Genomic DNA, 18,268 nt, shown 5'->3' on the forward strand with positions numbered 1-18,268 from the left:
GCTCCTCGTGCACGGTTGGGTCTGCACGCACGCAAGCCTGACCGCGCCAGGTAGGTGCCGTAGTAAAAGCGTCATAAGATAATATCGGCACCGCAAGGAGTGGCTTTAACCATTGAAGCTTAGGGGGCGAGCGATGGAGCCGCCAGACACGCTCGGGGCAGGCGCTACTCTCCATCCTGCCCCATGACCTGCGCCGGCATTCCCAATCGGCCGAGCCCCGGCAGCTTGAGCGCCGGGCGGCGCGGGTCGACCCCCACCCCCAGGCCCAGCAGGTTGAGCTCCAGGCCATCGACGCGCCCCAAGGTGAGGCCCAGCACGCCGCCCAGGGAGGCGGTGAACCCGGCCCCGCCTGGCGCCGGGGCGAGGGAGCCGTCGAGCAGGTAGTCCTTGCCCACCGCGGTGGCCGGCAGCACGGCATCGAGCCCCTCCACCTCGCGCAGCAGCCAGGCGATGAAGGTGTTGCTGTTGGGGCCGGGCCAGGCGCGATAGGCGTTCGGTACGGGATAGGCGGCCACCGCCGCCTCGATGGCCGGGATCAGCGCCGCGGCCCGCGCGCCGCGGTAGTCGGCCAGCAGCCGGGGCGGGCTGCCGTACCAGGCGCGGTCCGGGGTGGTCGTGGCGGTGCTCACCAGCGCCGGGGTGCGCCAGCTCAGCACATGATGCAGCCGCCACTCGGCGGCACCCGCCTCCCGGGTGGCCAACCAGGTATGCACACCGAAGGCGCCCCGCCAGCCCCAGGCACGCGCGGCATAGACCTGCACCAGCGCCTCGGGCGCCGCCTCGGGAGCGGGCGCCAGCCCCGCCGGCGCGCGGCTGGCCGCGCCCCAGTGCCCCTCCATCTCCACCCCGCCGGAGGCCAGCATCCACAGCGGCCCCGCCAGCAGCAATGCCAGCGCCAGGCTGATGCCCGCCATCCACCGCCCGAGTCTCGCCATCGCCTCTCCTCCCCTTGAAGTCGCCCGCCTTCACCCGCATCTTCCGGGGTAAATCCACACCACCCCGGGAATCCCCATCATGTCCATCGTCGACCCGCGTACCGGTGAGCCGCTCACCGCCGACACCAGCGAGCCCCAGGCCGGGCAGCCGACCCAGCCCGAAGCGGGCGAAGCCCCCGAGGTGATCATCGACGTCGACGCGAGCAATATCCAGCAGGTGCTGGAGCTCTCCATGCGTGTGCCGGTGCTGCTCGACTGCTGGGCCCCCTGGTGCCAGCCCTGCAAGACCCTGATGCCGGTGCTGGAGAAGCTGGCCCGCGAGTATCAGGGCGCCTTCCTGCTGGCCAAGCTCAACATCGAGGAGAACCAGGAGATCGCCGCCCAGCTCGGCGTGCGTTCGGTGCCCGACGTCAAGCTGGTCAGCCAGGGCGGCCTGGTCGACCACTTCCAGGGCGCGCTGCCCGAGAAGGAGATCCGCGAGTGGCTGGGCCGCTACTTCCCGGCCCCGGAGGACGTTCCGGCGAGCCCCGAGGAGCAGGCCGCCGAGGCGCTGGCCGCCGGCGACGCCGCCACCGCCCGCGCCATCTACCAGGAGCTCGCCCAACAGTATCCCGACCATGCCCCCTACCAGGTGGAGCTGGCCCGCGCCCTGGTGGCCGAGGGCCGCGCCGAGGAGGCGCGCTCCGTGCTCGACAACCTGCCGCCGGAGGAGCGCGACGCCGCCCCGGCCCGCGGCGTGCGCGCCAGCATCGAGTTCGGCGAGGAGGCCCCCTCGGCCGAGGAGCTCGCCGCCCTGGGTGATCGCGACGACAGCGAGGCGCACTACCTGCGCGCCCTGCGCCGGGTCGCCGACGGCGACTACGAGACCGGCCTGGAGGGGCTGCTGGCGCTGATGAAGCGCGACCGCGCCTACGGCGACGACGCCGCCCGCAAGACCCTGCTGCGGGTCTTCGACGCCCTTGGCGCCGACCACCCCCTCACCGTCACCTACCGCCGCAAGCTCTTCGCCATGCTCTACTGAGCCCCCGGGATGACGCCCTCGCCACTCACACGGCCGCCTTCGGGCGGCCGTGTCGTCTTCAGCCGGCCAACACCCTATCCAGGCGCACCAGCGCGGCCTCGAGCTGGGTGGCGGTGGTGCCGAAGTTGAGCCGCGCGAAGCCCGGGTGGCCGAAGTCGGCGCCGTCGGAGAGCGCCACCCCGGCACCTTCCAACAGGGCGCGCTGGGGCGACTCGCCGAGCCCCGCCTCGCGCAGGTCGAGCCAGGCCAGGTAGGTGGACTCGGGCGCGCTCATGGACACCCCGGGCCAGCGCGCCACCCGCTCCACCAGCGTCGCCCGCTGGCTGCGTAGCACCGCCAGCAGCGCCTGGCGCCAGGGATCGCCGTGGGCGTAGGCGGCCTCGGCCGCCACTAGCCCCATGACGTTGCCGTCCGGCATCAGCCCCTTGGCCGCCGCGGCGAAGCGCCGGCGCAGGGCGGGGTCGGGGATCACCGCGCAGGCGGCGGTCAGCCCCGCCAGGTTGAAGGTCTTGGAGGGCGCCCAGAGCGTGATGGTCCGGGCGGCGAGCTCGGGGAAGGCCGCCGCCAGCGGCACATGGCGCGCCCCCTCCTCCAGTAGCAGGTCGCAGTGCAGCTCGTCGGAGACCACGTGGAGACCGTGGCGGGTCACCAGCTCGGCCAGGCCGGCGAGCTCGTCGCGGGACCAGACACGCCCGGTGGGGTTATGGGGCTGGCACCACAGCAGCAGTCGCGTCTCGGGGGTGACCGCCGCCGCAAGCGCGTCGAGGTCGAGCCGCCAGGGCTGCCCCGGCGCCGTCGGCGCCGCGAGCGCCGCCCGCTGGGCCAGGCGCCCGGTGCGCTCGGCGACATGCAGGAAGGGCGGGTAGATCGGCGTCACGGTCAGCACGCCGTCGCCCGGCTCGGTGAGCGCCAGGCTCGCCAGGTGCAGCGCCGGCACCACCCCGGGCAGCCAGTGCTGCCACTCCGGGGCGATCGCCCAGCCGTAGTGTTCGCGGCTCCAGGCGCACAGCGTCTCGCGCAGCGAGTCCGGCACCAAGCCGTAGCCGAACACCCCATGGTCGACCCGCGCCCGCAGCGCCTCGAGCACCGCGGGGGGCGAGGCGAAGTCCATGTCGGCCACCCACAAGGGCAGCACCTCATCACCGTAGCGGTGCCACTTCTGGGAGGGCCAGCCCCCCGCCGGATGCCGCCGCTCGATCGGCGTGGCAAAATCGAACGCCATGCGCTCACTCCTCACTTCAAGGCTCGCAACATGACCTCGACCATGCCCCAGGACGACTTCTATGCCAAGGTGCGCCGCGGCATGCCGCGGCTGGTGGCCCAGTGGCGCGACCTGGGCCGCGACTCCCCCGAGCGCCTCGCCCTGCTGCTCGCCGAGACCGCCCGGGTGGCACGCATCGGCCTGCCGGAGGCCACCCCCGACGCCGCCACCCTGGCGGCCTGGAGCGAGGCGGAGGCGGGCGACGAGATCCCGCTGTGGGCCGCCCGCACCGCCACCTTCCTGCTCGTGCAGATGCCTGCCCGGCCGACGCCCCGCGACGCCGACGAGGCGTGCGCCTGGGCCTACTGCTGGCTGCGCAACCGCGACTTCGCCAGCCTCGAGGCGGCCCAGGCGGCCCTGCCCGCACACCTGCAGGCGACGCTGGGCGCGGCACTACCCGCGGCCTGGCGCGACCGCGAGGGGCTGCGGCTGGTGTGACGCCCGCCTTGACGCCGGCGGGACGGCCGCTAGCATCGAGAGGCCGTCAGCGGCGCCGGCGACGTGGCCGCTTGGGCTTGAAGCCGGCCGGCTTGGTGGCCAGCCAGTCGACGAAGGCGCGGATCTCCGGGTGGCCCAGCAGCGCCTCGCGGCTGCGGTAGTGGTCGGCCAGCTCGCGCTCCGAGAGCACCGCATGCAGGTGCCGGTGGCAGGGGTGGCACACCCAGAGGATGGCGGTGAGCCGCTCGGCACGCGCGAAGCGTCGGCGATAGCGCGCCTTGCCGTGCAGCGAGCGCGGGATCAGGTGGTGCTTGGTCAGGGGCGCCGCCCGCCCGCACAGCTCGCAAGCGTCCGGGCGCGGCGGGGGCGAGAGCTCATGGCCGGCCATGCGGGCCTCCGGTATGACGGGATCCACGACACGCGACGTTCCAAAAGGATAAGGAAAACGAGATGGAAGTTCCCCTGAGCTGGCAGCTGGCCAAGCTGGCGGTATCGATCGGCATGGTGCTGGGCCTCGGCGCCATCGCCGTGCGCGTCAGCCCGCGGGTGGCCGGGCTGCTGGCGGGCTACCCGCTGGGCACCGCCATCGCCCTGTTCTTCATCGGCCTGGAGCTCTCGCCGGGCTTCGCCGCCGAGAGCGCGGTGCACACCCTGGCCGGCTTCACCGCCACCCTAGCGCTGGGCGGCGGCTACCTGCTGGCCGGCCGCCGCCCGGGGCTGCCGGGGGTGCTGGCCGGCACCGCCGCGGGGCTGGTCGCCTTCCTGGCGGTCAGCCTGGTGCTGACCCGGGTGGAGTTCGACCGCCTCACCGGCACCCTCACCACCCTGGTCGCCATCGCGCTGTTCACCTGGCTCTATCGCCGGGTTCCGGAGAGCGTCGCGCGCCCGGGCGGGCGCTTCTCCTGGACGGCGCTCACGGTGCGCGCGCTGCTCGCCGCCGTCATCATCTTCGTGATCACCGGCCTGGCCCACGTGCTACCGGCCGCCTGGGCCGGGGTGATGGCCGCCTTCCCGGTCACCATGTACCCCTTCCTGGTGATCCTGCACCTGACCCACGGCCCCGACCCGGTGGCCACGGTGATCAAGCACTACCCCATGGGGCTCGGCGCGCTGCTCTGCTATGCGCTGTGCGTCTCCTTCACCTACCCCACCCTGGGGCTGGCGCTGGGCACCCTGGCCGGCTTCGCCGTGGCCACCCTGTGGCTTCTCGCCTGGACCCGCCTCCAGGCTTGGCAGGGCAGCAGAAGGGCCAGGAATGCCTCGACGAGGGGCGCCAGTGGCAGGACCTAGGGGAAGCACTACGGCCTGCCGCCGGTTATGCCCCACCGAGACTCGATACCTTATGACTTGACCGAGCGCTTGCTCGGGGCAAAGCTAGTCGAGCTGGAGCGATAACCACAAGGAAACGCCAGATGTTCGTTCGCACCGTCGAGCCCGCCTTCTACGACACCGACGCCCTGGGCCACGTCAACAACACCCGCCTGCCGGCCTGGTTCGAGCTGGCCCGCAACGACCTCTTCCGGCTCTTCACCCCGGACCTGGACCCGCGCAAGTGGCGGCTGATCATGGCCCGCATGGAGGTCGACTACCGCGCCGAGCTGCAGTACGGCGAGGAGATCGAGATCCGCACCTACGTCTCGCGGCTCGGCAACAGCTCCTTCACCGTCAGCCAGGAGGCACGCCAGGGCGGCAAGCTCACCAACCTGGGCCACACGGTGATGGTGCACTTCGACCACGACGCCAAGCAGGCCATCCCCATCACCGGCGAGCTGCGCCAGGCGCTGGAGGCGCACTTCCACGAGGAGCCCGCCGAGGCATGACCCCCGCCGTCAAGCAGCTGGAGGCCGCCGGGGTCGACTTCACCCTGGCCGAGTACGCCCACGACCCGAAGAGCCCCGCCTACGGCGAGGAGGCCGCCCGCGTGCTGGGGCTCTCCCCCGACGAGGTGTTCAAGACGCTGCTCGCCCGGCTCGACGACGACCGCCTGGCGGTGGCCATCGTGCCGGTGTCGCACCAGCTCGACCTCAAGGCCCTGGCGCGCGCCGCCGGCGCCCGCAAGGCGCGCATGGCCGAAGCCCAGGAGGCCGAGCGTGCCACCGGCTACGTGGTGGGGGGCATCAGCCCGCTGGGCCAGAGGCGCCGCCTGGCCACCTTCCTCGACGCCAGCGCCGAGGGGCTGGCGGCGATCCACGTCAGCGGCGGCCGCCGCGGCCTGGAGATCCGCCTGGCGCCGGCCGACCTGCTGGCCCTCACCCGGGGTCGGCTGGCGCCGCTGGCCCGCGACTGAGCCGAACGCCGGCCGACGCTGTCCCATCCCCACCGGGCGCGCCCGGGCCATCCATCGCCACAGGAGCCCGCCATGGCCATCCGCTACACCCTCTGGCTGGACCCGGAGGACACCGAGCGCCACCGCGCCATGGAGGCGCAGCTGCGCCGCTACTTCGTCGAGCGCTTCGCCGACTATCCCCATATCCGCTTGTTCGGCGCCGACCCCTACGATTATGATGCGCCGTTCAATCGCCTCTACGACGCCCTGCTGGCCCGCGCCGCCGAGTACTGCGAGCGGGAGTGGCGCTACGTGCCCACCCCGGAGCAGCTCAACCGCGCCTTCTTCCTGGCCGTCGGCGAATCCAACAAGTTCCTGCGAGACCGTGACGATGGTGACCCGCCCCGATAGCCCGCCCGACGCCCGCCAGCTGGAGATCATCGCCCGCCAGCTCGGCCGTACCCCCCGCGGCATCGAGACGGTGGCCGCCGTGGACGGCGAAGGCACCCCGCTGGTGCTGCGCATGGCGCCCATCGTCGATGGCCGCCCCTTCCCGACCCTCTACTGGCTGAGCTGCGACCGCCTCAAGGTGGTGATCTCGCGCATCGAGGCCGACGGCGCCATCAAGCGGCTCGAGGCGCGCCTGCAGGAGGACCCCGAGCTGCTCGCCGCCTACCACGAAAGCCACCGCGACTACGTGGCGGCGCGCTGGCGCTACATGAGCGCGGCACAAAAGGCGGAGGTAATCCGGCTGGGCTATGATGGCGTGCTCACGGAGCGCGGCGTCGGCGGCATCGCCAACTGGGACCAGGTGCGCTGCCTGCATACCCAGTATGCCCACCACCTGTGCGGCGACAACGCCATCGGCCGCTGGATGGACGCCGAGTACGGCGTGGCCGACTGCCTGCCGTGAGGCGCACCGACACCCTGACCCGAAACGTCCCACGAGGAGCCCCCGATGTACGTCGATACCCATGTCCTTGCCAGCCTTGCCCTGATCGCCAGCCTGATCGGCATCTCCGTGGTCGGCGTCAAGCTGCTGCGCGAAGCCATGAAGCGCGACGCCGACGCCGCCCGCTGAGGCAGGCGACGGCACGCCGCGGGGGCGCCTTCGGGCGCCCCCGGTCGTTGTGGGGGGTGAGAAGGCGCGGAGCCCTTGCGGTGCCCGCCGCCGCGGGCCAGGATGTGGGCCTGTTCACGAGGAGACGAGCATGGCGAGATTCTGCGTCTTTCTGGGTTCCCGGGAGGGGCGCGACCCGCGCTTCCTGGCCGATGCCCGTGCCCTGGGCGAGGCGCTGGCGCGCCGTGGCCACAGCCTGGTCTACGGCGGTGCCCGCATCGGCATGATGGGGGCCCTGGCCGACGCCGCCCTGGCCGCCGGCGGCGAGGTGGTCGGGGTAATGCCGGACCACCTGGTGGAGCGCGAGCAGGCCCACCACGGCCTCACCCGGCTGATCCGGGTGCGCAACATGCACGAGCGCAAGGCCAGCATGGCCGCCCATGCCGACGCCTTCCTGATGCTGCCCGGGGGCATCGGCACCCTGGAGGAGTTCTTCGAGGCGTGGACCTGGCACTACCTGGGGCTGCACGACAAGCCCATCGGCGTGCTCGACAGCGAGGGCTTCTACGCACCGCTGCTGGCCTTCCTGGACAGCACCGTCGAGCAGGGCTTCCTCAACGCCCGCACCCGCGCCGAGCTGCTCGACGCCGCCGAGCCGCTGGAACTGATCGAACGGGTGGAGGCGCGGCTGGCCGAGGGCTGAGCCGATCAGGGCTGCCGGGTCAGGCCTCGCCGGCCAGCTCCCGGGTGCGCCGGTAGGTGAGCTGCAGCAGCCGGGCGTCCTCGCCGGCGCGATGGCGGTGGATGCCCAGCTCCTCGATCAGCGTCTCCTTGGTGCGCGTCCACAGCGCCACCTGCCGCTCGCTGAGCAGCCGGCGCAGCGCCTCCAGGCGGAAGGCCGGCAGCATGCCGGCGTGATGGAAGAGCAGCGACAGCCAGGTGTTGTCGTAGCCCCAGCTGTCGCTGTAGCAGATCCCCGCCTCGCTCAACTCGTCGTTGAGCCACTGCGCCACCTGGCGCACCGGATACCCCTCGCGGCGCAGTCGCGCCCGACTGATGCCGTGGAGCAGCTCGGCCTTGGGGTCCCAGTGGGTCCACTCGGGGAGGGGCTGGATCAGGAAGGCACAGCTGCTGCCGTCCGGGCGGGCCAGGCCCACCTCGATGGGGTAGCTGCCACGCCCGAAGCCGGACGCCTCGATATCGAGCAGGGTCGGTAACATCACGGCGGGCGGGGTCCTCGAGGCAGCCACGGAAGGAGGAGCGCCGACGGGGCGACGCCTCGGGACTAGTGTCGCGTCTGGTCTTCGACGCTGTCCAGCGCCTCGTCGAAGCCGGCGGCGCGATCGGCCAGCGCCTGCCACTGGGCGGCGCGCTCGGCGTCCACCGGCAGCCCCAGCTGCCCCTCGCGGTAGGCGCGCGCCAGGCGCTGGGCGGCCAGGGGGTGGCCCGCCTCGCCGGCCCGGGCGTACCAGGTCACGGCGTGGTCATCGCGGCGCGGGTAGAGCAGACAGCCGTGCTCATGGATCTGCGCGGCCTGGTACTGGGCCCGAGGGTCACCGGCATGGGCCGCCTCGAGCACGTAGCGGGCGCCGCGCGCCTTGTCCTGGGGCGTCAGCCCGCGATGGAACAGCATGTGCCCATAGGTGGAGAGCGCGGCCGGGTGGCCGGCGTCGGCGCAGCGCTGGAAGAGGCGCATCGTCAATCGCTGGGTGCGCGGCGAGCGGGGCAGCCAGCGGGTATGGAAGAGCTGCTCCGCCAGGCGGTACTCGAGCCGGGTAAACAGAGAGGATGCCTGTGTCATGGCCTTCTGCCGGATCCTGTAACGCAAAGAGAGACACCCGGCACCATCCTGTGCGCGGCGTCCGTGATCGGTGTCGCCCCGGATCCCCCGGGGCGCAACGGGCGGCCAGCATACGCCCGCCCCCGCGGGGACTCAACCCCCGGCATTTGCCGCCCTGGCGGCGCCTGGCTACCATGCCGACTCCATTCCCGAACCGCGAGGACGCCAGGATGCAGACGCGACCGCTGGGCGATACCGGCATCGAGGTCAGCCGCCTCTGCCTGGGCACCATGACCTTCGGCGAGCAGAACAGCGAGGCCGAGGCCCACGAACAGCTCGACCGTGCGGTGGCCTTCGGCATCAACTTCATCGACACCGCCGAGATGTACCCGGTGCCGCCGAAGGCCGAGACCCAGGGGCGCACCGAGGCCTATATCGGCAGCTGGCTCGAGCGCCGCGGCAGCCGCGACGACGTGATCATCGCCACCAAGGCCACCGGCCCCGGCCTCGGGCATATCCGTGGCGGCCCGCGGCTGACCCGCGAGCACCTCCACCGGGCCATCGACGCGAGCCTTGAGCGCCTCAGGACCGACTACGTCGACCTCTACCAGCTGCACTGGCCGGAGCGGAAGGCCAACTTCTTCGGCAAGCTCGGCTATGTGCACGACGAGGAGGAGGACGCCACCCCGCTGGAGGAGACCCTGGCCGCCCTCAAGGAGCTTGTGGACGCCGGCAAGGTGCGCGCCATCGGGCTCTCCAACGACACCCCCTGGGGGGTGATGCGCGCGTTGCAGCTGGCCGATGCCCAGGGCCTGCCGCGGGTCGCCTCGGTGCAGAACCCCTACAACCTGCTCAACCGCAGCTTCGAGGTGGGCCTGGCCGAGATCGCCCATCGCGAGCGGGTGGGGCTGCTGGCCTACTCGCCGCTGGCCTTCGGCATGCTCTCCGGCAAGTACCTGGACGGCGCCCGCCCCGAGGGGGCGCGGCTGACCCTGTTCGAGCGCTTCCAGCGCTACACCAACCCCCAGGCCCAGGCCGCCACCGCCGAGTACGTGCGGATCGCCCGGGAGGCCGACCTGGACCCCGCGCAGATGGCACTCGCCTTCGTCAACTCGCGCCCCTTCCTGACCAGCAACATCATCGGCGCCACCAGCATGGCGCAGCTGGAGAGCAACCTGGCCAGCGAGTCCCTGCGCCTGGACGGCGAGGTGCTCGAGGCCATCGAGGAGGTCCACCGCCGCTACCCCAACCCGGCCCCCTGAGGCCGCCCGCCCCGCCCGGCGGCTATCACCGCGATAGCCCCTCGGGCGGGGTGCCCTTGGTATACTCGCCGCGACCCCACCGGATTCAGGAGCGCCCCATGCTGAGCGTGATCTCGCCCGCCAAGACGCTGGACTTCGAGACCCCGGCGACCACGGCCCGCCATACCCAGCCGGACTTCCTCGAGCAGAGCCGCGAGCTGATCGAGATCCTGCGCGACTATTCGCCCCAGCAACTCGGCGAGCTGATGGGCATCAGCGACAAGCTCGCCGCCCTCAACACCGCGCGCTTCGGCGACTGGCACACGCCCTTCACGCCGGAGAACGCCAAGCCCGCCGCCCAGGCCTTCCAGGGCGACGTCTACGTGGGGCTCGAGGCCGATACCTTCGACGACGACGACAACGCCTTCGCCCAGGAGCACCTGCGCATCCTCTCCGGCCTCTACGGCCTGCTGCGCCCGCTGGACCTGATCCAGCCCTACCGCCTGGAGATGGGCACCCGGCTGCAGAACCCGGCGGGCAAGGACCTCTACGCCTTCTGGAAGGCGACCCTCACCGCCGAACTCGATCGCGCCGTGGCACAGAGCGGCAGCCCGGTGCTGGTCAACCTGGCCTCCAACGAGTACTTCAAGGCGATCGATACCAGGACGCTCGAGGCGCGGGTGATCACCCCGGTGTTCAAGGACGAGAAGAACGGCAAGCTCAAGATCATCAGCTTCTACGCCAAGAAGGCCCGCGGCCTGATGGCCGCCTGGATGATCCGCCAGCGCCTCGATGACCCGGAGGGTCTCAAGGACTTCGACGTGGCCGGCTACGCCTATAACGCCGCCATGAGCGAGGGCGACACCCTGGTCTTCACCCGCCCCGAAGGCGCCGCCTAAGCCTATATGGGAGACATCATCCGGGGAGGCCTCCGGCCTCCAATCGCCCGGGGGACCCGGCCTCCTGCAGGGTGGTGAAACCGCCTTTGAGTGCCAAACCTTGCAGGAAGGAGGCTCCGCCTCGCGACTGGCGCCGCCAGACGCGCCGGGGGTATTGCCGGACCTCGCCACCTCTGCCGGGAGGCCATTTCGTGCTCCCTACACAAACACCAGCGGCCGCGAGGCACGAGCCTTGAGGAAGCGGCGATGGGCCTGCTTGAAGCGCTCGTCGTCGCAGCGGTGCAGCCACTCATAGGCCACCATGTCGGCGCTCACCGCCACCGCACCCGCCTGCACCATGCGCTCCCGGGCCAGGCGTGCCTCCGCCGCGCGGCGGCTGGCGCAGGCCTCGGTAAGCCAGTAGACCTCGTAACCCGCCTCGAGCAGGCCGAGCCCGGTCTGCATCACGCAGATATGCGCCTCGGTCCCGCACAGCACCACCTGCCGCCGGCCGCTCTCCGCCAGGGCCGCGCTGAACTCCGGGTTGGCGCAGGCGTCGAAGGTGAGCTTCTGCCAGCGACGATGCCCCGGCAGCGCCTCGAGCAGCCGCGGCTCGCTGCCGCCGAGCCCCTCGGGGTACTGCTCGGTGAGCCATACCGGCACCTCGAGTGACTCGGCCAGGCCGCCCAGCCAGGCGGCCTCGTTGACCGCCTGGTCGCCGTGCTCAATGACCGGCAGCAGCCCCGCCTGCAGGTCGACGATCAGCAGCAGGCTCTCTTCTCGCGTCAGGCGCATGGTGTTCGCTCCCCTGTGGTGCCTTTGTCGTGGAAGCTCCCAGAATAGCCGCTAGAATGGCCTGACTCGACTCTTCCTCCCTCCCCTCACCGAAGACGACACCCCCATGACCACACGATTCGCCCACACCTCGCTCTTCCGTCACCTGCTGATCATGCTGGTGGCGGGCCTCTTCACCCTGGGCCCGGCCCTGCAGGACGCCGAGGCGCGCCGCCTGGGCGGCGGCAAGAGCTTCGGCACCCAGTCGCGCAGCGTGCAGCAGCAGCCGGCCGCCACCCAGAACCAGGCCGCCGGCACCCGCGCCACCCAGGGGCGCGCCGGTTCGCGCATGCCGGGTATGCTCGGCGGACTGCTCGCCGGCGGCCTGCTCGCCGCGCTGTTCTTCGGCGGCGCCTTCGACGAGCTGCGGCTGATGGATATCCTGGTGGTGGCCGGCATCGCCTTCCTGCTCTTCCGGCTGCTGGCCCGGCGCCGGCCGGCGGTGGCGGGCGGCCCCGCGCCGAGCGCCGAGGAGGCTCGTGGCGGCGCCACCGCCCAGCCCTTCCAGGCCAGCGGCGCCCCGCTCGGCGGCGCCTTCGCCGGCGAGCCCACGTGGTTCGACCGCGAGCGCTTCCTGGGTGGCGCCAAGGAGCACTTCATGACTCTGCAACGCGCCTGGGACAACAACGACCTCGCCGGCATCCAGGAGTACGTCACCCCGGAGCTCTACAACCTGCTGCGCGAGGAGCGCGCCAACCAGCCGGCCAACAACCGCACCGAGGTGGTGCGCCTGTTCGCCGAGCTCGGCATGGTGCAGGAGGTGGGCAGCCAAGCCGAGGCCACGGTGATCTTCCACGGCATCCTCGACGAGAACGGCGAGCACAACGAGTTCAACGAGACCTGGCACCTGGTGCGTGAGCTGCGCGACGGCGCCCCCTGGTACGTGCAGGGCATCGAGCAGAACGCCTGATCACTCCCGCCTGCCGGGCAGCAGCGCCTCGCTGGACTGGTTCAGCAGGCGCTTGAGCAGCGGCGACTCGAAGCGCCGGCGGATGGTGATGGCGTAGAACTCCTCGAACACCCCGGGCAGGGCGCCGAAGTCGCTCAGGCTCCCGACACGCAGCTCGTCGCGCACCACCACCGGCGGCATCACCGCCAGGTGGCCGGTGTCGCGGGCCAGCAGGCGCATCAGGGCCATGTCGTCCACCTCGGCGATGATCGTCGGCGACAGCCGGTGCAGCTCGCAGAGTCCGTCGAAGGCCTGGCGCACGCTGCTCTCCGGCCCGGGCACGATCAGGCCGCGGCCGGCGAGCCCCTCGGGGAAGGGCGCCAGCGGGCCCAGGCGCGTCGCCCCGATGATGCTCACCGGCTGGCGCGCCAGGCGCTGGGAGCGCCAGGGGTGCTGGTCGTCGCCGCGCACCGACTGGTTGGCCAGCACCACGTCCAGGCGGTGGGCCGAGAGACGCCGCAGCAGGTCGTCGAGCCCGCCGCTCTGCAGGCTCAGCTCCAGGTCCTCGCGGTCGAGCAGCGGGCGCAGGAACTCCTCCTGGAAGTTGCGCGACAGCGTCGCCACCGCCCCCACCCGGATCACCTCGCGATGGGCATGGCCGCCCTCGGCGAACAGCGCGGTGAGCTCCTCCCCCTGGCGGAAGATGGCCTCGGCATAGTCGAAGGCCAGCCGCCCCGCCTCGGTGAGGCGCAGCGTGCGCCCCTCGCGCAGGAACAGCTTCTGACCCAGGCGCTCCTCCAGCTGGCGGATCTGGTGGGAGAGCGCCGACTGCGAGACGTGCAACGCCTCGGCGGTGCGGGTCAGGTGCCCCGACCGGGCGACCTGCCAGAAGTAGTAGAGATGGTGGTAGTTGAGCTTCATGGCCGCGCTCCGGGCGATGGCGTGATTCGTTCTTTTTAAACGAACGATACCTTCTCGATAAACCATTTTTTGCAACATGGTGCAGGCGGCATAGTACGGGCAACCCGTTCTCCACAGGAGCCCTACCATGACGACCCTGCTCGATGCGGCGATCCATGCGTCGCTGGCGGTATGGCTGGCGCTGCCGGTCGCGCTGCTGCTGCTCGCCGGCTGGTCCGGCCGCGCCACCACCCCCGCCCGCCAGCGGCGCGCCTGGCGCCTGGGCCAGGCGCTGATGGCCGGCAGCTTCCTGGCCAGCGCGGCGATCGGCGCCCTGCTGGTCGCCGATGCCGCCGGCCTTGCCACCGGCCTGCCGGCGGTCGCCGCCCCCCTGGGCCTCTACCCCGATGGCCTGGCGGTATGGATGGCGCTGCTGATCAGCTTCCTCGGCGTGGTGCTGCTGCGCTTCGCCGACGGCTACCTCGAGGGTGACCGCGGGCGCGCGCGCTTCCTGCCCTGGTGCCTGGTGGTGCTGGCCAGCGTGCTGCTGCTGGTGTTCACCCACCACCTGCTGGTGATGCTGGTGGCCTGGGTCGGCGTCAGCCTGGCCCTCCACCACCTGCTGACCCTCTACCCGGAGCGCCGCGAGGCGCGCCGCGCCGCCTGGCAGAAGTTCGCCGTCAGCCGCCTGGGGGACCTCGCCCTGCTCGCCGCGGTGGGCCTGCTCTTCCACCACTACGGCAGCTTCGAGCTGCCGGTGCTGCTGGCCGCCGCCGAGGCCACCACCGGCGAGGGCTGGGCACTGCCGGCGGCCTCCGTGGCGCTGGCCCTGGCCGCACTCTGCAAGTGCGCCCAGCTGCCGCTGCACGGCTGGCTGATGAAGGTGATGGAGGCCCCCACCCCGGTCTCGGCGCTGCTCCACGCCGGGGTGATCAACCTCGGCGGCTACGTCTGGCTGCGCCTCTATCCGCTGTTCGACGGCCTCACCCCGGGCCACCTGCTGCTGGTCGCCATCGGCGGCACCACCGCCATCGTCGCGGTGCTGACCATGCTCACCCAGGCCTCGGTCAAGCACGCCCTGGCCTGGTCCACCTGCGCCCAGATGGGCTTCATGCTGCTGGAGATCGGCCTGGGTGCCTACACCCTGGCGCTGGTCCACCTGCTCGCCCACTCCCTCTACAAGGCCCACTCCTTCCTGGCCAGCGGCCGCACGGTGCGCGCGGCGCGCTGCTCGCGGCTGCCGCTGGCCCCGCTGCAGGAACGCCTGGCGACGGCGGGCCTCGCCGCCGCGGCGGCGGGGGCCGTGCTGCTGGCCTGGCCCGCCCTGGTCAGCCACAACCCGCTGCTCGGCGCACTGCTGACCCTGGCGGTGGGTGGGGCGCTGCTGGGCCTGCCCGCCGGGCTGGATCGCCCGCGCCGCCTGCTCCTCGCGGCCATGGCGCTGGCCCTGGTGCCGCTCTATGCGCTGCTCCACGCCCTGGTGGCGCCGGCCCTGCCGCGGGCCGCCGACCCGCTGACCCTGGCCGCCGGCCTGCTTGGTGCCGCGCTGCTGATGACGCTGGTCGGCCTGGCCCTGGCGGTCACGCTGCGGCCCCGGCATCCCGCGGTGGCACGCTGGCGCACCCATTTCCGCCAGGGCCTCTACGCCCACCTGCCGCTGGAGCGCGCCACCGATCGCCTGATGCGCCACCGCCTGCCCGAACCCACCCGGCTTAGCCGCCCGTCCCGGACCGTCACCGCCAGAGGAGAGGTGTCATGACCGCCGTCGCCGCCACCGCCGTCCCGAGCGTCACCGCCGAGCATCAACTGGCCCTCTCGCGTGCCGCCGAGCGCATCGCCCCCACCTGGCCGCTCGACCGCTGGATCGCCGTCAACCCCTGGTGGGGGCTGCGCGACCTGCCCATCGATCGGGCCGAGGCGCTGCTCGCCCGGCGCGGCGGGGGCCGCCTGACCCTCGCCCCCGAGGCCTATCGCCAGGCTTGGGAGCGCGGACGCATCCGCCCCGAGGAGCTGCGCGCGGCGATCGCCCTGAGCAACGCCTCGCTGGACGAGGCCGCCCTGCTGGCGAGCCTGGAACGCCATCAGGCGGCCCCCCGAGTATTGGCGAGCGCCTGGGAACTGGCCGGCGAGGACACCGCCCCGACGACCGACGACGCCTTCGAGGCGGTGGCGGAGTGCTGCGCCGGCTACTTCGACCACCACCAGCAGCGCTGGGAGCGCGACACCACGACCCCGCTCTACGCCTGGTGGCAAGACCAGAGCCGTCACGACCGGCGCCTGAGCACCACCCAGCGCCGGCGGGTGGCCATGCTGCCTGACGACGCCTCGGCCGCCCGCGAGCTATTGCTTGCCGAGCTCGCGCTGCCACCCGAGGCACTGGAGGCGCTGGCCCACATCCTGCTGCTGCGGGTCAATGGCTGGGCCTCCTGGTGCCAGGGGCTGGCCTGGCACACCCCCCATGCCGCCACCCACGCCGGCATCGATCAGCTGCTGGTGATCCTGCTGGCCTGGGAGTGGCTGGGGCTGGCCGAGCTGGAGGCGGCGCGGCGTGCCCGCTGGGCGGCGCAGTGGGAGGCGACGCCGGCGCCCGCCGACCGCGACCACGAGGCCCTGTGGTGCTGGCAGGCCGCCCTGGAGCTGGGCTACCAGCGACGCCTGGCGGCGACCCTGGCCACGCCCACCGCACCGCACCCGGCACCCAGCGTGCAGGCGGCCTTCTGCATCGACGTGCGCTCCGAGCCGCTGCGGCGCCACCTGGAGGCCGCCTGGGAGGAGGTCACCACCCAGGGCGTGGCGGGCTTCTTCGGCATGCCCATCACCCACTCGAGCGCGGGGCCGGAACGCGACCTGCCGCGGCTCCCCGGCCTTCTCGCCCCGCGCTACCGCACCGCCGAGGCGCCGCCGCTGGCCCCCCTGCACCGCCGCCGTCACCGCCGGGAAGCCAGCCGCCAGGGGGTCCGCCACGCCAAGTACCATGCGCTCTCCACCTTCACCCTGGTGGAGACCACCGGCCTCGCCTGGGCCTGGAAGCTGATCCGGGACAGCCGCCGGCGCCCGGCAACCACCCCCTCGCCGACGCCCCTGGAGGGCCCCTTCCACGCCGTCGGCGGCGAGCCGCTGACCACGGCGGAAAGGGTCGAGCTCGCCCGGGGTCTGCTCGACGCCCTGGCGCCGGGCGGCGACGCCGCCCCGCTGCTGGTGCTGGTGGGTCACGACTCGGCAAGCGACAACAACCCGCACCACGCCGGGCTGACCTGCGGCGCCTGCGGCGGCCAGGGCGGCGGGCTCAACGCCCGCCTGGCCGCGCGGCTGCTCAACGACCCCGAGGTGCGCCATGGCCTGGCCGCGCGCGGTGCCGGCCTGCCGGAGGGCACCCATGTGCTCGCCGCCACCCACTGCACCCTCACCGACCGCGTCACCCTGCACGACACCGACGCGGTGCCGGCGGCGCTCACCCCCCTGCTCGCGCGCTTCGCACAGGCGCTGGAAGAGGCTGGGCAGGCTAACCGCGAGGCCCGCGCGGCGGCGCTGGACGTCGCGGCCGAGGACGACGAGACACGTCTGGCCGCCCTGGCCCGGCGCGGTGGCGACTGGTCCCAGCCGCGCCCGGAGTGGGGGCTGGCCAACAACGCCGCCCTGCTGCTGGCCCCGCGGGCGGCGAGCCGCGGCCGCGACCTGGAGGGACGGGTCTTCCTCCACGAGTACCACCCCGAACGCGACCCCGACGGCCACACCCTGGAGGCGCTGATGAGCGCCCCCATGCTGGTGGCCAACTGGATCAACCTGCAGTACTACGCCTCCACCGCCGATCACCAGCGCCACGGGGCGGGCAACAAGCTGCTGCACTCGGTGGTGGGGGGCCATCTGGGGGTGATCGAGGGCAACTCGCCCCAGTTGCGCATCGGCCTGCCGATGCAGTCGCTGCACGACGGCAACGACTGGCGCCACGAGCCGCTGCGCCTGACGGTGGTGGTGGACGCGCCACGCGAACGCATCGAGGGGGTGCTGGCCCGCCAGCCCGACGTGGCCCGACTGGTCGACCACCGCTGGCTGTGGCTCTGCCGCCTCACCGAGGCGGGGCTTGAGCGCTACACGGCGGGCGGCTGGCGCCCCCTCGACTGAGCAGGGGCGCCCCGGTTCACTCAGCCGTTGAGCCACCAGATGGCCGCGTTGAGGCATTGCGGGGCGTAGCCGACGACGCTGACTCTGGCTCTTCAGCCGTTCAGCCACCAGGTGGCGGCGTTGAGGCATTGCGGGGCGTAGCCGACGACGCGGATTCTGGCTCTTCAGCCGTTCAGCCACCAGGTGGCGGCGTTGAGATAGGCGGCGTAGCTGACCCAGGCCAGGTAGGGCACCAGCAGCCAGGCGGCCGGTCGCGATACCGCGGCGAAGCGGCGCAGGGTGAGCAGGATCAGCGCCCACAGCAGCAACAGGACCGCCAGCGCCGCGCCCATCCAGTGCAGCCCGAAGAACAGCGGCGACCACAGGGCGTTGGCGGCGAGCTGGGCGACGAAGGGCCACAGGGTGTGCCAGCGCATCGCCGGCGACGCCGCCAGGGTCGCCCGCCAGGCCGCCAGCGCCATCAGCAGGTAGAGCAGCGTCCAGGCGATGGGGAAGGCCAGGTTCGGCGGGGTGAAGGGGGGCTTGGAAAGCCCCGCGTACCATGCACCGGGCGGGGTAGCGATGCCGGTCAGAGCGGCCAGCATCACCAGCGCCAGCCAGCCCAGCAGGATCGGCGCGGATCGTGTCGGGGTCATGGTGCCTC

Annotated in this window: 22 protein-coding genes; 14 read left to right on the forward strand and 8 right to left on the reverse strand. The window is 72.4% G+C overall.

The genetic code is table 11. From position 1 onward, the window contains the following. Positions 1–164: 164 nt before the first annotated feature. Positions 165–935, reverse strand: coding sequence for a DUF3750 domain-containing protein (locus BLP95_RS04100; RefSeq protein ID WP_089677151.1), 771 nt, complete (start codon positions 933–935; stop codon positions 165–167). 79 nt (positions 936–1,014) lie between these two features. Between BLP95_RS04100 and BLP95_RS04105 the strand changes: the two genes are divergently transcribed. Continuing rightward, entirely contained in the window at positions 1,015–1,956 is a 942-nt protein-coding gene (locus BLP95_RS04105; protein ID WP_089677152.1) for a tetratricopeptide repeat protein, read from the forward strand. Between the two features lie 58 nt (positions 1,957–2,014). Here BLP95_RS04105 and BLP95_RS04110 read toward each other — a convergent pair whose 3' ends face one another. Then, positions 2,015–3,178 (reverse strand): MalY/PatB family protein, encoded by a 1,164-nt coding sequence (locus BLP95_RS04110; protein WP_089677153.1) that lies wholly within the window; start codon positions 3,176–3,178, stop codon positions 2,015–2,017. A 42-nt stretch (positions 3,179–3,220) separates the two neighbouring features. On the opposite strand from BLP95_RS04110, the gene BLP95_RS04115 reads away from it, so the two are divergent. Continuing rightward, positions 3,221–3,655 carry a hypothetical protein gene (locus BLP95_RS04115; RefSeq protein WP_089677333.1) on the forward strand — a complete coding sequence of 145 codons (435 nt, stop codon included), beginning with the start codon at positions 3,221–3,223 and terminating at the stop codon, positions 3,653–3,655. Positions 3,656–3,701: 46 nt separating this feature from the next. On the opposite strand, the gene BLP95_RS04120 is transcribed toward BLP95_RS04115, so the two are convergent. Continuing rightward, positions 3,702–4,043, reverse strand: coding sequence for a hypothetical protein (locus tag BLP95_RS04120; protein ID WP_089677154.1), 342 nt, complete (start codon positions 4,041–4,043; stop codon positions 3,702–3,704). Between the two features lie 62 nt (positions 4,044–4,105). On the opposite strand from BLP95_RS04120, the gene BLP95_RS04125 reads away from it, so the two are divergent. The 7 genes from BLP95_RS04125 (at position 4,106) to BLP95_RS04150 (ending at position 7,684) form a co-directional block, all read left to right on the forward strand. Then, on the forward strand, positions 4,106–4,945 hold the full coding sequence (locus BLP95_RS04125; RefSeq protein WP_089677155.1) for a hypothetical protein: 840 nt from the start codon (positions 4,106–4,108) through the stop codon (positions 4,943–4,945). Between the two features lie 122 nt (positions 4,946–5,067). Beyond that, positions 5,068–5,475: an acyl-CoA thioesterase gene (locus BLP95_RS04130; protein ID WP_089677156.1), complete on the forward strand. Its 408-nt coding sequence runs from the start codon at positions 5,068–5,070 to the stop codon at positions 5,473–5,475. Beyond that, entirely contained in the window at positions 5,472–5,942 is a 471-nt protein-coding gene (gene ybaK, locus BLP95_RS04135; protein WP_089677157.1) for a Cys-tRNA(Pro) deacylase, read from the forward strand. Before BLP95_RS04130 ends, ybaK begins: the two co-directional genes overlap by 4 nt. A gap of 72 nt (positions 5,943–6,014) precedes the next feature. Continuing rightward, positions 6,015–6,332: a hypothetical protein gene (locus tag BLP95_RS04140; protein ID WP_089677158.1), complete on the forward strand. Its 318-nt coding sequence runs from the start codon at positions 6,015–6,017 to the stop codon at positions 6,330–6,332. Next, positions 6,313–6,834, forward strand: coding sequence for a DUF501 domain-containing protein (locus BLP95_RS04145; protein WP_089677159.1), 522 nt, complete (start codon positions 6,313–6,315; stop codon positions 6,832–6,834). The genes BLP95_RS04140 and BLP95_RS04145 overlap by 20 nt, the downstream gene beginning before the upstream one ends. 45 nt (positions 6,835–6,879) lie before the next feature. Further along, positions 6,880–7,002: a hypothetical protein gene (locus BLP95_RS17175; protein WP_023005121.1), complete on the forward strand. Its 123-nt coding sequence runs from the start codon at positions 6,880–6,882 to the stop codon at positions 7,000–7,002. A 130-nt stretch (positions 7,003–7,132) separates the two neighbouring features. Next, a complete protein-coding gene (locus BLP95_RS04150) occupies positions 7,133–7,684 on the forward strand; it encodes an LOG family protein (RefSeq protein WP_089677160.1) in 552 nt (183 codons plus the stop codon). A 19-nt stretch (positions 7,685–7,703) separates the two neighbouring features. On the opposite strand, the gene BLP95_RS04155 is transcribed toward BLP95_RS04150, so the two are convergent. Together BLP95_RS04155 and BLP95_RS04160 are read right to left on the reverse strand one after the other, a co-directional pair. Then, a complete protein-coding gene (locus BLP95_RS04155) occupies positions 7,704–8,201 on the reverse strand; it encodes a 3'-5' exonuclease (protein WP_089677161.1) in 498 nt (165 codons plus the stop codon). Between the two features lie 65 nt (positions 8,202–8,266). Further along, the gene (locus BLP95_RS04160) at positions 8,267–8,782 is read right to left on the reverse strand and encodes a tetratricopeptide repeat protein (RefSeq protein WP_023005118.1); all 516 of its coding nucleotides are present in this window, start codon (positions 8,780–8,782) and stop codon (positions 8,267–8,269) included. Positions 8,783–8,991: 209 nt separating this feature from the next. Here BLP95_RS04160 and BLP95_RS04165 point away from each other — a divergent pair, with 209 nt between their 5' ends. Then, positions 8,992–10,023, forward strand: a complete 1,032-nt coding sequence (locus tag BLP95_RS04165; RefSeq protein WP_089677162.1) for an NADP(H)-dependent aldo-keto reductase — start codon at positions 8,992–8,994, stop codon at positions 10,021–10,023. A gap of 98 nt (positions 10,024–10,121) precedes the next feature. Beyond that, positions 10,122–10,901 carry a peroxide stress protein YaaA gene (yaaA, locus tag BLP95_RS04170; RefSeq protein WP_089677163.1) on the forward strand — a complete coding sequence of 260 codons (780 nt, stop codon included), beginning with the start codon at positions 10,122–10,124 and terminating at the stop codon, positions 10,899–10,901. Positions 10,902–11,099: 198 nt separating this feature from the next. Here yaaA and BLP95_RS04175 read toward each other — a convergent pair whose 3' ends face one another. Then, complete coding sequence (locus BLP95_RS04175) at positions 11,100–11,675, reverse strand: isochorismatase family protein (RefSeq protein ID WP_089677164.1); 576 nt, start codon at positions 11,673–11,675, stop codon at positions 11,100–11,102. Between the two features lie 106 nt (positions 11,676–11,781). Between BLP95_RS04175 and BLP95_RS04180 the strand changes: the two genes are divergently transcribed. Next, positions 11,782–12,624 (forward strand): Tim44 domain-containing protein, encoded by an 843-nt coding sequence (locus tag BLP95_RS04180; protein WP_089677165.1) that lies wholly within the window; start codon positions 11,782–11,784, stop codon positions 12,622–12,624. Here the strand turns inward: BLP95_RS04180 and BLP95_RS04185 are convergent, their stop codons facing one another. Then, entirely contained in the window at positions 12,625–13,524 is a 900-nt protein-coding gene (locus BLP95_RS04185) for a LysR family transcriptional regulator (RefSeq protein WP_089677166.1), read from the reverse strand. Positions 13,525–13,651: 127 nt separating this feature from the next. Here BLP95_RS04185 and BLP95_RS04190 point away from each other — a divergent pair, with 127 nt between their 5' ends. Beyond that, entirely contained in the window at positions 13,652–15,262 is a 1,611-nt protein-coding gene (locus tag BLP95_RS04190) for an NADH-quinone oxidoreductase subunit L (protein WP_089677167.1), read from the forward strand. After that, a complete protein-coding gene (locus tag BLP95_RS04195; RefSeq protein WP_089677168.1) occupies positions 15,259–17,625 on the forward strand; it encodes a putative inorganic carbon transporter subunit DabA in 2,367 nt (788 codons plus the stop codon). The genes BLP95_RS04190 and BLP95_RS04195 overlap by 4 nt, the downstream gene beginning before the upstream one ends. 164 nt (positions 17,626–17,789) lie before the next feature. Here BLP95_RS04195 and BLP95_RS04200 read toward each other — a convergent pair whose 3' ends face one another. Continuing rightward, the gene (locus BLP95_RS04200; RefSeq protein WP_089677169.1) at positions 17,790–18,260 is read right to left on the reverse strand and encodes a TspO/MBR family protein; all 471 of its coding nucleotides are present in this window, start codon (positions 18,258–18,260) and stop codon (positions 17,790–17,792) included. Between the last annotated feature and the right edge of the window lie 8 nt (positions 18,261–18,268).

Origin of the sequence: Halomonas shengliensis (assembly GCF_900104135.1) — a bacterium.
GTDB classification, from domain to species: domain Bacteria; phylum Pseudomonadota; class Gammaproteobacteria; order Pseudomonadales; family Halomonadaceae; genus Halomonas; species Halomonas shengliensis.